Consider the following 12,647-nt stretch of genomic DNA (forward strand, 5'->3'; position numbering starts at 1 on the left):
CTCCGCCGACCAAAAGGGTAAACTTTGCCTTTACATGCCGACTCTTAGCGGCGTGCCATCGATTATGGGAAAGAATGGATACTCGTGACTGAGTGGCTTGTAAAGACATTCGTGAAGGATTCCGACAACGTAAGCGACCCGCAAGTTCGCCTGCGCTACGGCCAGTTTGCGGGCATCGTCTGCATCATTTGCAATGTCGCGCTCTGCTTGGCAAAGGGGCTCGTGGGCCTTGCCGTGGGGTCAGTCTCAATTGTCGCCGACGCCGTAAACAACCTCTCCGATGCTTCGAGCAACGTGATCTCTCTTTTGGGCTTCAAGCTTGCAAGCCGGCCCGCAGACAACGAGCACCCCTACGGGCACGGTCGCTTTGAGTACCTTGCCGGGCTAACCGTAGCCGCGCTGGTGTTGGCAATTGGCATCAATCTTGTAATCACATCATTTGAAAAAATTTTCTCGCCCGAGACCACGGACTTCGGTCCTGCAGTGACGGTGGTGCTTCTTCTCTCCATTGGGGTAAAGGCTTGGATGGCCGCCTTCAACATGAGCTTGGGGAAGCGCATCTCTTCGACCACGCTCGAGGCGACGGCTGCGGACTCGAGAAACGACGTGATTTCCACGGCCGCCGTTCTGGCCTCGGCCGTAATCTCCCAGGTCATTGGCTATGACCTCGACGGCATCGCCGGCACCGTCGTGGGAGGGTTCATTTGCTGGAGCGGATTCGACCTTCTGCGCGAGGCCATCGACCCGCTTTTGGGCTCGAGTCCAGACCCGCAGCTCATCAACCACATCCACGACAAGATCATGAGCTACCCCGGAGTCCTTGGCACCCATGACCTGATGGTGCACGACTACGGGCCCGGGAGGCTCTTTGCCAGCGCGCACGTCGAGATGGCCGGCGAGCAGGACGTCTTTGAGGCGCATGACGTTCTGGACAACATCGAGCAGGACTTCAAGGACGAGGGGCTGATCATGACCCTTCATTACGACCCGATAGTGACCAAAGACCCCATGGTTGCAGACATGCGTCACTGGATTGCCGTCAACATCCAAGAGAAGATCGATCCGCGGCTGACGATTCACGACCTGCGCACCGTTCCCGGTCCCACGCACACCAACGTGATCTTTGACTGCGTGCGTCCGCATGACCTCGCGCTCACAAACGACGAGCTGAAGAAGAAGATCAGCGACATTGTCACGGCCCGCTATCCTAAGGCCATATGCAAGATCACGATCGACGAAAGCTACGTCTCGTCCAAGCAATAGAGTCCTGCAGGCTTCAGGAGGGCTCCGAGCCTTCAGGACCTGGCTTTCATGGGGCCGCGACCTTCGGGATGCAAGACACCTTCCTCCGGACTTCGTGCATAAGGCATGCATACAAGCTTCGGCGCTCCTGCGCGCGCAGAAAGGCAGAAAAAGTGGCATACAAAGCAAAGCAGATGATTGTAATGAGGCGCGACCTCAAGATGCGCAAGGGAAAGATTGCCGCCCAAGCAGGCCATGCGTGCGTTGAGGCCACGCTGATGGCTCTGGTGCGCGAGGGCAGGCAGGACCAGCTCCGACTGGCCGTTGACGAGAACGGAGACCCCTCCTGGGTGTGGCTCGACCATGCCGAGCAGGACGCCACGCCCCTCTCTGACTGGTTTGACGCAGGCGTAGCAAAGGTGTGCGTGTACGTCGATTCAGAGCAAGAGCTGCTTGACCTCGCGGAGGAAGGCCGCAGCCGAGGCTTTGCCGTAGCGCTTATCCGCGACGCCGGGCTGACCGAGTTCCATGGCGAACCCACCTATACCTGCCTGGCCTTTGAGCCGCTTGCCGCGGAGGACATCGACCCAATCACCGGAGAGCTGCCACTGTACTAGTAGCCCGGGAGCCCATGCTTGGGGTGGCGCCGGCACGTGAGCTATAGGGCCACGATTGCCAGCACGATCGCAACGACAAGAAGAACGAAGGCAAGCACGGGCAAGACGTTCAAGCCCCGCTGACGACGCGCAAACGCAACGGCGCCAGAGTACTGTACATAAGCGCGGCGCGAATCATACCCCGGAAGCTGAGGAATTGCCTGCTGCTTCACGTGAGCGTTTCTCGATGCCGCAGCGTGCTCCTTCGCAAACTGACCGGTGTCTTGCCGAGGATGTGGTTGACGCCGGCGCTGGGGCGACGAAGACGGACGACCCCTGCGAGGGCCATACGACGACCGGGGTCGCACGGATGTCCCCCTATGCGCTTGGCGCGCGCTCGCATACGAAACCTGCCCTTTGGTGCCGGAATAGCGAGAATCCATGACATCCCATCGATTGGGCCTAAGGCCGCGTTAGAGGCTTGAAACCATCAACATTTAGTAGACTACCCGCTTTGCGCAATATTATTAGGCGAGAAACCTGAAAGTATCGATTCGCTCTCTGTACGGCATGTAGCTTACCTTGGGTTTTCAAACTGAGATTGCTTGATGATCGAGCGCAAGGTGGATTTTCTAGTACGCCTGCGGCGCGACCAGGACTCGAGGGGCGCGCCGTCGCAGCGCACCTGTCCCTTGGTCGTAGCGCTCATGCCCCTGGAAAAGTTGAGGGGGATTCTCGCATTTTCTAATTCCTACTTGTTTGCTGGGTAATTAAGTGGCAGTCTAGGTATCGACGAGTTGTCAGACGGTGGAGCCCTAGAGAGGGCAGTCGACGTGCCTCGTCACCAGAGACTTAAGGAGTCTGTCATGAAGGTTGCACGTGAAATTGAGGCCCTTATCGGGTCGACGCCCCTTGTCGACCTATCTGGCCTCGCCAACGGAAACGCCACGGTTCTGGGCAAGTACGAGGCCACCAACCCTGGCGGTTCCATCAAGGACCGTGTTGCAAAAGCCATGGTCGACGCTGCCGAGAAGGACGGCAAACTGACTGCCGGCGGTACCATCATCGAGCCTACCAGCGGAAACACCGGAGTTGGCCTGGCCATGGTTGCCGCAGCTCGCGGGTACAAGCTCATTCTCACCATGCCTGAGACCATGAGCGTCGAGCGCCGCAAGCTCGCCGCATCGTATGGAGCGCAGATTGTGCTGACGCCTGGCAAGGAAGGCATGGCAGGGGCCGTCAAGAAGGCGGAAGAGATTCAGTCCCAGACCCCCAACTCGATCATCGCCGGGCAGTTCTCCAACCCCGCAAACCCGCAGGCGCACTACGAGACCACCGGTCCCGAGATTTGGCGCGACACCGAAGGGACCGTCGACGCAATTGTCGCTGGCGTGGGCACCGGAGGAACCATCTCCGGCACCGCCCGTTTCCTGAAGGAGAAGAAGGCATCCGTCTATTCGGTAGCCGTCGAGCCCGAGGAGTCACAGGTCCTGGCCGGCAAGCCGGCTGGCGCCCACAAGATCCAGGGCATCGGTGCCAACTTTGTCCCTGACAACTTCGACCGCAAGGTAGTCGACGAAATTCTTCCCATCTCCTCCCCTGACGCCATCGACATCAAGAAGCGGCTGGCCAACGAGTACGGCCTTCTCGTTGGCATCTCTTCCGGCGCTGCCGTGGCCGCTGCCGTGCGTGTTGCCAACCGTCCAGAGTTTGCCGGCAAGACCGTCGTGGCCATTCTGCCCGACACCGGCGAACGCTACCTGTCAATGGACCTCTAATGAGCGCCTACGCTGACATGCCTGTCCCAACGCTAGACTCGGGCGAGAAGGACACGCGAACCGTTGACGAGATGCCGCTGCGCGAAGTCATGCGCGAGGACGCCAAGGCCGCGTTGGCGCGCGACCCAGCAGCGGAGTCGCTCCGTGACATTTACCTCTATTCAACCGGCACGCACATAGTGTGGGCATACCGTCGCCACCACTGGCTGTACAAGCATGGCATGAAGGGGCTTGCGCTCTTTCTTGCCAAGCGCACCCGCAAGAAGTATGGCGCTGACATTTTCCCGTCAGCACAGATCGGAAGGCGCTTCTCGATTGACCATGGCATAGGCGTGGTCATTGGCGCCACGTCAATCATTGGCGACGACTGCATGGTCTACCAGAACGTTACGTTGGGCATGACCGGCAAGCACGGCGGGAAGCGTCACCCCACGCTAGGCAACAACGTGCTGGTGGGAGCAGGGGCCATCGTTCTGGGCGATATCACGATTGGCGACAACGCAAAAGTTGCCGCCGGCGCTGTTGTCGTGCACGATGTGCCACACGACGTCACGGTTGCGGGCGTGCCAGCAAAGGTTGTTCGCGACCGCCGCTTCACCGGGCCGAGACTTGTTGAGGATCCAAACGACCCTCTCGACATGGACGACGAGAACATTCGCTGGTCGTGCTCGCTGTAAGCTGCTTGTGAGTTTGCCCCTCTCGCTGCGCCCCCGTCGCTGGCATCCCCAGTCCAGCGTCGGGGGCGTAGCTTTTTCTTTGCCGCAAGAGCGCGCGCCGCGTCGCTGCCAGGTTACGCGACCTCTGATGCCGGTCGCTGCCAGGTTGCGCGACTTCTGATGCCCGTTTTGCCAAGTTCCGCGACCTCTGATGCCGCACCTGCCAACTTCAGCGACTTCTGATGCCGCAGAAGTCGCGCAACTTGGCAGTAGCGCGTCGTGTGGGGCTGAAGCGCCGTTGTGCGCGGTCCCGGGCCGCTGCGCTCTGGGCTCTTACTTGCTCGCGTCCTGACCGTAGGTAGAGAAGCGCTCGGCCACGCTGCCCATCTCAGAGGGGGTCAAGACCCTCGGCTTCCCTACGCACTCGGCCTGCCACTGCACGCGGGCGACAAACTCGAGGTTAACGGCAAGGGTGAACGCGTCGTCCATCGACGCCCCGCAAGCGATAAGGCCGTGGCTTTCCATGAGTACCGCCTGCGTCTTGGGATTCTCTGCAAGGGTCTTTCCCACAGATTCCGCCAGCTCAGGAGTGCCAAACGTGACATAGGGCGAAAGGGGCACCACGTCAGTGCCTGCGTCGGCGATCGTAAAATGCACGGCACGGATTGGCTGGCCGAGCGCAGCAAGCGTCGTCGCAAACGGCGAATGCGTATGGACCACAGCGCGTGCGTTGGGACGGCAGCGATACGTCTGTGCGTGAAGCGGCGCCTCAGACGAGGGGCGGCGCTCCCCTTCCACAATGGTCCCGTCAAGGCGCATGACCACGACATCCTCAGGATTCGTGTCGAAGTACCCCACGCCAGACGGGCTTATCGCCATGAGGCCCATCTTGGGATCGAATTCCGAAAGGTTTCCGCTAGTGCCAACGGCAAGACCCTCACTAGCCACACGCTTTCCGTAGGCAACGATCCTCTCGCGCGACCCTTCCATCAGCATGGCAAATCCCCCTCGTAGAAATCGGCACTCGTTTCATCCTACCGTTTTGATGAATATTCGCTAGCCTCCCGACCACACCCCGGCCACATTATGACGCGTCTACGGAAAACGAATGACCATCTGCGGAATCGATTTCGAGCAAGTCTCGTATGGTATCGTTCTCATATACCATTATTAGCAAGTCTTTCGAAGTTGCAGGGCAACAAAAGCGGAACCCTCTCACATGCAATTTCATGCAAGAGTACGAACTGGCTGACGGAGGTCGCGGGAATGGACATCAACGAGATTGCGCGGTTGGCAGGCGTTTCTCGCGCTACGGTATCTCGTTATCTCAACGATGGCTACGTCTCAAAAGAGAAGCGCAAGCTCATCAGCCGCGTCATCGAGGAGACTGGCTACATCCCCTCTCAGCAGGCTCGCACGCTTCGCACCGGAAAGACCAATCTGGTCGGCGTCATCATCCCAAAGATCAACTCGCATTCCGTAAGCCGCATGGTCGCAGGCATTACAAGGATCCTTGCGCAAAGCGGCTACCAGGCGCTTCTCGCAAACACTGATAACAACGAGCAGATGGAGGTCGATTACCTCAACCTGTTTGCCGAGCGCAACAAAGTGGACGGCATCATACTGATTGCAACCGTCTTTACGCCAGCCCACCTGCGCGTTCTTGGCTCGCTCAAGATTCCGGTCGTGATCTTGGGCCAGCAGCTGGCAGACCACTCCTGCGTCTTCCAGGACGACTACCATGCAATTTTCGACATCACCACGCTCGCTCTGAAGGAGGCAAAGGTCCCCGGCTACATCGGCGTGTATGAGAAGGACGTCGCCGCAGGTCGCGACCGTCACCGCGCGTTCCTGGACGCCTGCGAAGCTGCAGGCATCGAATCGCCGGAAAAGGCGCAGGCCTCCGCAAGCTTTAGCGTTGACTCCGGATATCTCAGCGCCGAAAAGCTCTTGGAAGCCGTCCCCTCCATAGACACTTTGGTCTGCGCGACGGACGACATCGCCTTTGGCGCCATCACCTGCCTGCGCGAATACGGCAAGCGCGTGCCCGAAGACGTGCAGGTCACAGGCGTCGGCGACTCCAAGCTCTCAAAGATCGTGACCCCCTCGCTTACGACGGTGCACTTCTACTACCTCACAAGCGGGATCGAGGCCGCAAAAATGCTCGTGGAGGCCATGGAGGAGAAGGGCGAGTTTGTCCCGCGCGAGCTGAAGATGGGTTACGAGGTCTACGCCCGCTCGAGCACGCGCTAGCAGCGTCCCAGCTAGATGGCAACGTCTCTCGAAGAAGGGGCAATCCCCCTCCCGCCAAGGCAATGGCGTGGCGGGAGGGGGAAAAGAAAAGGGAGGTATCGCAGCGTTGCAGCCTGCGCCAGATCTGGCTGCCAGGTGCCCCTACTCCGTGACGGCTACTTTGCGTCGCGGCTCATGAAGCAGGAGACGATCTCCACGACAAGCGCTGCCGCCATGATTGCGGCAAGGGCAACGACCGTGGTGAAGCTGCTGCCCGAGTTGAACATCGTGATTCCCGTCATCGCGTTCACGATGGTGTTGATGCTCGCAATAAGGTGAGCGGCGAGCGCATAGGCGATGCAGCAGACGGTAGCCAGGTTGCCAAGGTCGGCGATCTTGTTGGGAACCATGGCGAACACGGCCGCGCAAGCGGCGCCGACAAACAGCATCACCGGCACCGAGGCGTCAAGGTCCGTCCCGCTCGTCGCAAGCGACATGATTGCAGCGACTATCAAAATCACGGCGACGACCAAGTTGAGGTAGCAGGTGACCCTCTTGCTCACGAGAAGCGACTTCTTCTGATCCTGAGCCATGCTACTCGCCTCCCTTCTCGGCCTTGCCATCCCAGGCAAAGGACTTCGCAAGATAGAGACCCAGCGCAGCGGCGCCAACGACGCCGGTGGCAACGGTGGTGCCGGTCAGCGCGGTCTCCCACCACGGCGTGGTGTGGACGATGGTCGCGTTACCCGCAAGGCCGTTCACCATGATCGTGCGGGACTCGCAGTAGACCTGGTTCTTGGTCGCGTTCCTCAGGAGCTGGAGCATGTAGCCGTCGCCGTTGTTGATCATGTCGGCAATGACGCCGTCGGAGACCTTCGTGTCCTCTGAGGCGGCAGCCTGCGGGCCAAAGCCGCCGGCCATGTCCCAGCACCAGTAGTCCAAGCCAGCCTGGATGTTGGTGGCATAGTGCGTCTTGTAGTCAGAGCCGACGCAGGCATCAGAGCACACGACGACGTGCGCCGCCCACTCGCCGCGCAGCACGTCCTGAAGGAGCTCGGAGGAGCTCCCGCAGTACCTGCACCCGATGCGGTTGAAGGCGGTCATCATGCCGCTGCAGCCGCCCTTGGCATATGCGCCCTCGAAGGCGCGCATGTACTGCTCGCGCAGCGTCTGCTCGTTCAAAAACGTCGCCGCAGACTCGCGGCAGGCCTCCTGGTCGTTCACGCAGAAGTGCTTGAGACCAAGGATGATGCCGTACTTGTTGCACGCCTCGGACTGGAGCTGGCCCAGGTAGTAGCCAACCATGCCGTCCTCGGAGTAGTAGGCCGTGGCGCGGCCGTTGAAGGGCGTGCGGTGAATGTTGGGGCCGCCGGACCAGATTTCGTTGCAGCCCATGAAGTACGCCTCGTTGGCGGTAAGCTGCGCGCGGCGGCTCTGCTCCTCCGCGTTCCAAGAGCTCGCAGAGATCATGATGGAGGGCCAGAGGAAGCCTGAGCAGTCGTTGACCTTGAAGTGCACCTGCTCGAGCTCGTCCATGTCGTCGCCGCGATACGAGGCGGGCATCACGATGCTGTCGATGGCTGCCGAGCCGTTCTGGTCGGGCAGGATGGACGCCATCTCCTCAACGGTAAGCTGGTCAAGGAACATGTTCCAGGTCTCATCGTCGTCGTAGTCGACCTCGTACATGTCAGCAAAGGAAAGACCGTTGTCAGCGCCTTGCGTGAAGGAGTCCACGGACGGGGCGTCGTCGGGAATCTCGTAGAGCACGCCGTCGAGCACGTGCATCATGTCCTCCGTAGCGCTGACGGCAACCTGCTCGGTCGGGAAGGTGCCCTCCCAGTCAGAGCGAGTCAGGTAGGTGATGGTGTCAGTGCCGAGGTTGTTGAGGTCTGCCTCCTCGAAGCGGTTGGTGACCTCGACGTCGGAGGCGTAGCGGGACATGTGGTAGGTCGTGTCGTCCATCGTGGCGACGTTCCAGGTATAGACCTTGTCCTTGTCTCCTGACGCCGCGTCGCCCAAGACGTCGGTCATGCCCGATGCGCCCTTTGCGGCAAGGATGTTGTTGAGCGCGTCGTGGGCGTCGTCGCCAATGGCAAGGTAGTAGTCGCCCGCCGAGAGGATATAGCCCTTGGTGGCCTTGTAGTCGTAGCTCGCAAGCAGGTAGCGCTCGACGGTGATCTCGACGGTCTCGGAGGCTCCGGCCTCAAGCTCGCCGGTCTTGCCGAAGGCGACCAGCTGGACGGCCGACTTCTCCACGAGGTTTTCCTTCTCATAGTCGCCGTAGGGGGTCTGGGCAAAGAGGAGGACGACCGACTTTCCGGCAACCGTGCCGGTGTTGGTCACGGTGACCGAGGCGGTGTAGACGTCGGTCGCGTCGTCGTAGCTCACGCTGTCGAGCTTCTGGTCGAAGGTCGTGTAGGAGAGGCCGTAGCCAAACGGATAGGCGACCTCGTCGTTGTAGTTCCAGGCCTCGCCCGTAGAGGAGCCGGCAGTTCCGTCAGCGTTGCCCTGCCCGAGCACGCAATCCTCGTAGCGCGTCTCGTAGTACTTGTAGCCAACGTAGATGCCCTCGGCATAGATGAGGTAGTAGCTCACGAACTTGTCGGTGTCGTTGCAGGCGTCCAGCACCTCCTGCAGGTTCTTCCACGTGGGCGTGTTCTTGAGCTGCGCGTAGGTGATGGCGGGGGCGGACAGCGAGTTTTTGGCATAGGTGTCAACGAGCTTGCCCGAGGGGTTCACCTCGCCGACCAAGATCTTTGCAACGCCCTCGAAGCCCACCGCACCTGGCGCTCCAACCCAGAGGATCGCATCGACGCCATAGTCGGCAAGCTCGCCAAGCTCGATAGCCCAGCTGGAGTTGACCAGGACGATGACGCGCTTGAAGACGCCGGCGTCCTTCTCGTCCTTGATCATCGAGAGCATGTCGCGCTCGTTCTGGTGAAGCGCAAGCTGGGAGATGCCCTCGGAGTCCTCGAGCACCAGGTCGCAATCCTCACTGCCCTGGCGGGTCAGCATCACGATGGCGGCATCGTTGTAGTCGCTTGCCCAGCTCGCCTTGATGTCATCGGTGTAGAGGTCGATTGGCGCCTCGCCAACCTCGGGTGAGTCCGCAGACTTGACGCGCTTGTAGTTGCTTGTCTGGTAAGCCTCTACCAAGGTCTGGTTTACCTCGTAGACCTCCTGCATGCACTCAAGGTAGGTCTTGGTGGCAATCATGGAGCCCTTGGTCGAGTCTCCGCCAGAATGGTAGCTATAGAACGGGCCGCTCAGCCTTTGAGGGGCGCCGAAGCCCCCGGTAGATTCCTCTTCGACCGTCGACTCGATGCTGTTCTGGCCAAAGAGCGTGACCTTGCTGCCGGAGGGCAGGGGAAGCGCATCGTTTTCGTTGCGGAGAAGGACGGCACCCTCCTCGACCTCTGCTTGGGCTGCTGCGGCGCAGTCCTCCTCAAGCGTCTGGAGCGCGCTCTCGTCCATGATGTCGGTGCCGTAGTCGCTCACGTAGCGATAGGTGGAGTCCGACGAGGCCGAGGAGGAGCTCTCGTCAGCCAGCGCCGGTGCAGCTCCAAGCCCTGCCGTCGCGGCAGCGGCGCCCATGCCGGCCCCTGCCAGCTTGAAGAAGTCGCGCCTGCTCAGTGGCGTTGCCATGTCTTACCCCCTACTCTTCGTTCTCGACGATCTGCGTCGTGCTGATCCCCAGTGCCGTGTTGATGCGCCCCTCGTAAGACTGGGCGACTGGCGTAGCCAGCGCCAGAATCACAAGCAGCGCCAACGCGATTGCGGCAATTCCCTTCCAGACTTCCTTGCGGACCTTCTTGATTGCCATGCTCATCACCTTCCGTATCTCCTGGCGGCCATGCGGTCGCTAGACCCTTCCCTGCGGCGCATTGCCTTCGCAGGCACCATATGGCCGGTTCGTTAAGGAAGCTTCCAGTTGCCATATTCGGTAGGCGAGTCGCCCGATTTGGGAATTTCGACCACCCGACGGCACGAGAAAGCAAGCTCCCCCGAGAGCCAAAAGCGCAGGTAGCGATACTGATAGAATCTCGTTGGACAAAGGGGAGCCATGTACCAGATCATCATCGTGGAGGACGACGACAGCGCAGCCGAGACGCTCGAGGACTGCATCGAGCGCTATGGACGCGAGTTCGGCATGGAGTTTTCCGTCGTTCGCTTTGCCTCGGCGGTCGAGTTTCTGAAGAAGGAGCGCTCGTGCGACCTCGTCTTCATGGACATCGACCTGCCCGGTATAAGCGGCATGGAGGCCGCAGAGCTCATGCGCGCCTATGACAAGACGACCCCGCTTATCTTTGTGACCAACCTCGCCCAGTACGCCGTCATGGGATACCAGGTGAACGCGCTCGACTTCATCGTGAAGCCCGTGAGCTACTACAGCTTCTCGATGCGCATGGACAAGGCCGTGCGTGCCATGGAACGTGGCGGCCACAAGCGCCTCACGGTCGCCACGCGCGACGGCATCAGCGTGCTCGAATACTGGGAGATCCTCTACATAGAGACGGTCAAGCATGACCTCGTCTACCACGTTGTTGGCGCACCAAAGGACGAAGAGCCCCTGCACGTGCGCGGCAGCCTTACCAAGCTTGAGGAGCAGCTGGGCCAAAGCTCGTTTCTGCGCATCTCAAGCAGCTGCATCGTCAACATGGACCACATCCGCTCGATGAAGAACGGCGAGATCGTCCTCTCGACGGGCGAGCGGCTCTACGCCAGCCGTGCGCGAAGGCGCCCCTGCATCGAGGCCTTCGCCGACTACTTGGGAGGTAGTAGCTGATGTATTTGAGAGAGCTTCCAATGTCTCTTTTCACCTGCATACAGATTCTTGCTGCGGCGTTCCTCTTTGCGTGGAGCCTCCCCCGTCGAGAGCCGACAAGGCCCAGGGCCATTGCGGCCTGCCTCTTTGTGCTGGCATGGTCCGCGCTGCTCGCTCTTCTCATGTCCCAGATCGCAAGCAATCCAGTGCTCATCGTCGTGGTGTTCTCCCTGACGATCTGCGCCGCGAGCGCGATCACGTACTTCGTCTTCGAGTCGTCCGTCTGGTCGGCCCTGTTCTGCAGCACGGCCGGCTACACCATGCAGAACCTCGCCAGCGGCATTTCGTCTGGGGCCTTTGCGCTTCTCGGGAAGAGCCTCTCGGTCAACATCGTCTGGCAGGTGCTCCCCTTTGTGGTGGTATACGCCCTGTGCTACGTGGCGCTCATCTCGCGCATCAAGCAAAGCGGCCTGGAGCTCGTGCAGCCGCAGGTGGCGCTTGGCGCGATCGTGCTGGTGATCTGCGCCGTGATCGCCTTCGACGTGGTGGTGAAGGAGCTCTATAACTACAGCTTGCCGCTCGAGCTGATTCTTGGCTGCCGCGTGGCGCACACCCTGCTTTGCGTCACGATTCTCTACCTCGAGTACGAGCTGCTCTACAACCGCCGCCTGAGCCGCGAGGTGACAACCATAACCCGCCTGATGGAGGACGAGCGCGAGCAGTACCAGCTCTCAAAGAGGACAATCGAGGCCATCAACCTCAAGTGCCACGACATCAGGCACCAAATTCGCCAGATTGGTCAGGAGCACCCCACCATTGACCAGCACTTTATCGACGAGGCAGCCAAGGAGGTCAGCATCTACGACTCGGCGATAAAGACCGGCAACGAGCCGCTTGACGTCATCCTGACCGAGAAGAGCCTTACCTGCAGCAAGGACAAGATTGCCCTCTCGACCATCGTCGACGGCACCTGCCTCTCGTTCATGAGCCCCAGCGACATCTACTCGCTCATCGGAAACGCGCTGGACAACGCCATCGAGGCCGTACAGGCCCTCGACGACCCCAGCATGAGGACGATCAGCGTGGTGATCGAGCAGCGGGGCGACATGGTGATCATCCACGTCGAGAACTACTTCAAGGGCCAGCTGACCTTCGAGGACAACCTCCCGCAGACGACCAAGGACGACAAGGACGCCCACGGATGGGGCATGAAGTCGATGCGCCTCGTCGTCTCGCGCTATGGCGGCGCCATGCATACAAACGTGAGGGGAAACATCTTTCACCTGAACGCGGTGATTCCCCACCGCAAGGACGCGCAGGACGCCGAGGAGATAGCGCCGCCAGACGACGCCCTGGGGGCAGCTAGCTAGCCCTCGCT

General features: G+C 60.4%; 12 protein-coding genes. 7 read left to right on the forward strand and 5 right to left on the reverse strand.

Annotated features, from left to right (window positions below):
- Positions 1–84 precede the first annotated feature (84 nt).
- Together ACOYJL_RS03700 and pth2 are read left to right on the forward strand one after the other, a co-directional pair.
- Positions 85–1,263 (forward strand): cation diffusion facilitator family transporter, encoded by a 1,179-nt coding sequence (locus ACOYJL_RS03700; protein ID WP_433568868.1) that lies wholly within the window; start codon positions 85–87, stop codon positions 1,261–1,263.
- A 173-nt stretch (positions 1,264–1,436) separates the two neighbouring features.
- Positions 1,437–1,859: an aminoacyl-tRNA hydrolase gene (gene pth2, locus ACOYJL_RS03705; protein ID WP_433568954.1), complete on the forward strand. Its 423-nt coding sequence runs from the start codon at positions 1,437–1,439 to the stop codon at positions 1,857–1,859.
- 41 nt (positions 1,860–1,900) lie between these two features.
- Here the strand turns inward: pth2 and ACOYJL_RS03710 are convergent, their stop codons facing one another.
- Complete coding sequence (locus tag ACOYJL_RS03710; RefSeq protein ID WP_433568869.1) at positions 1,901–2,071, reverse strand: hypothetical protein; 171 nt, start codon at positions 2,069–2,071, stop codon at positions 1,901–1,903.
- Positions 2,072–2,704: 633 nt separating this feature from the next.
- Here ACOYJL_RS03710 and cysK point away from each other — a divergent pair.
- Together cysK and epsC are read left to right on the forward strand one after the other, a co-directional pair.
- Positions 2,705–3,616: a cysteine synthase A gene (cysK, locus tag ACOYJL_RS03715; protein WP_433568870.1), complete on the forward strand. Its 912-nt coding sequence runs from the start codon at positions 2,705–2,707 to the stop codon at positions 3,614–3,616.
- Positions 3,616–4,293: a serine O-acetyltransferase EpsC gene (gene epsC, locus ACOYJL_RS03720; protein WP_433568871.1), complete on the forward strand. Its 678-nt coding sequence runs from the start codon at positions 3,616–3,618 to the stop codon at positions 4,291–4,293. Before cysK ends, epsC begins: the two co-directional genes overlap by 1 nt.
- A gap of 312 nt (positions 4,294–4,605) precedes the next feature.
- On the opposite strand, the gene ACOYJL_RS03725 is transcribed toward epsC, so the two are convergent.
- Positions 4,606–5,268, reverse strand: a complete 663-nt coding sequence (locus ACOYJL_RS03725; protein ID WP_433568872.1) for a class II aldolase/adducin family protein — start codon at positions 5,266–5,268, stop codon at positions 4,606–4,608.
- 270 nt (positions 5,269–5,538) lie between these two features.
- On the opposite strand from ACOYJL_RS03725, the gene ACOYJL_RS03730 reads away from it, so the two are divergent.
- Positions 5,539–6,525 (forward strand): LacI family DNA-binding transcriptional regulator, encoded by a 987-nt coding sequence (locus ACOYJL_RS03730; RefSeq protein WP_433568873.1) that lies wholly within the window; start codon positions 5,539–5,541, stop codon positions 6,523–6,525.
- A gap of 155 nt (positions 6,526–6,680) precedes the next feature.
- Here the strand turns inward: ACOYJL_RS03730 and ACOYJL_RS03735 are convergent, their stop codons facing one another.
- Genes ACOYJL_RS03735 through ACOYJL_RS03745 form a run of 3 tightly spaced genes read right to left on the reverse strand, consistent with a single transcriptional unit; the run spans position 6,681 to position 10,327 of the window.
- Positions 6,681–7,097 (reverse strand): hypothetical protein, encoded by a 417-nt coding sequence (locus ACOYJL_RS03735; RefSeq protein ID WP_433568874.1) that lies wholly within the window; start codon positions 7,095–7,097, stop codon positions 6,681–6,683.
- Between the two features lies 1 nt (position 7,098).
- Entirely contained in the window at positions 7,099–10,149 is a 3,051-nt protein-coding gene (locus tag ACOYJL_RS03740; protein WP_433568875.1) for a glycoside hydrolase family 3 C-terminal domain-containing protein, read from the reverse strand.
- A 10-nt stretch (positions 10,150–10,159) separates the two neighbouring features.
- Positions 10,160–10,327, reverse strand: a complete 168-nt coding sequence (locus ACOYJL_RS03745) for a hypothetical protein (RefSeq protein ID WP_433568876.1) — start codon at positions 10,325–10,327, stop codon at positions 10,160–10,162.
- Positions 10,328–10,567: 240 nt separating this feature from the next.
- Here ACOYJL_RS03745 and ACOYJL_RS03750 point away from each other — a divergent pair, with 240 nt between their 5' ends.
- Entirely contained in the window at positions 10,568–11,290 is a 723-nt protein-coding gene (locus ACOYJL_RS03750; RefSeq protein ID WP_433568877.1) for a LytR/AlgR family response regulator transcription factor, read from the forward strand.
- A 20-nt stretch (positions 11,291–11,310) separates the two neighbouring features.
- Positions 11,311–12,639, forward strand: a complete 1,329-nt coding sequence (locus tag ACOYJL_RS03755; RefSeq protein WP_433568878.1) for an ATP-binding protein — start codon at positions 11,311–11,313, stop codon at positions 12,637–12,639.
- The last annotated feature ends 8 nt before the right edge of the window (positions 12,640–12,647 follow it).

It is taken from the genome of Tractidigestivibacter sp. (assembly GCF_050946515.1).
Taxonomy (GTDB): domain Bacteria; phylum Actinomycetota; class Coriobacteriia; order Coriobacteriales; family Atopobiaceae; genus Tractidigestivibacter.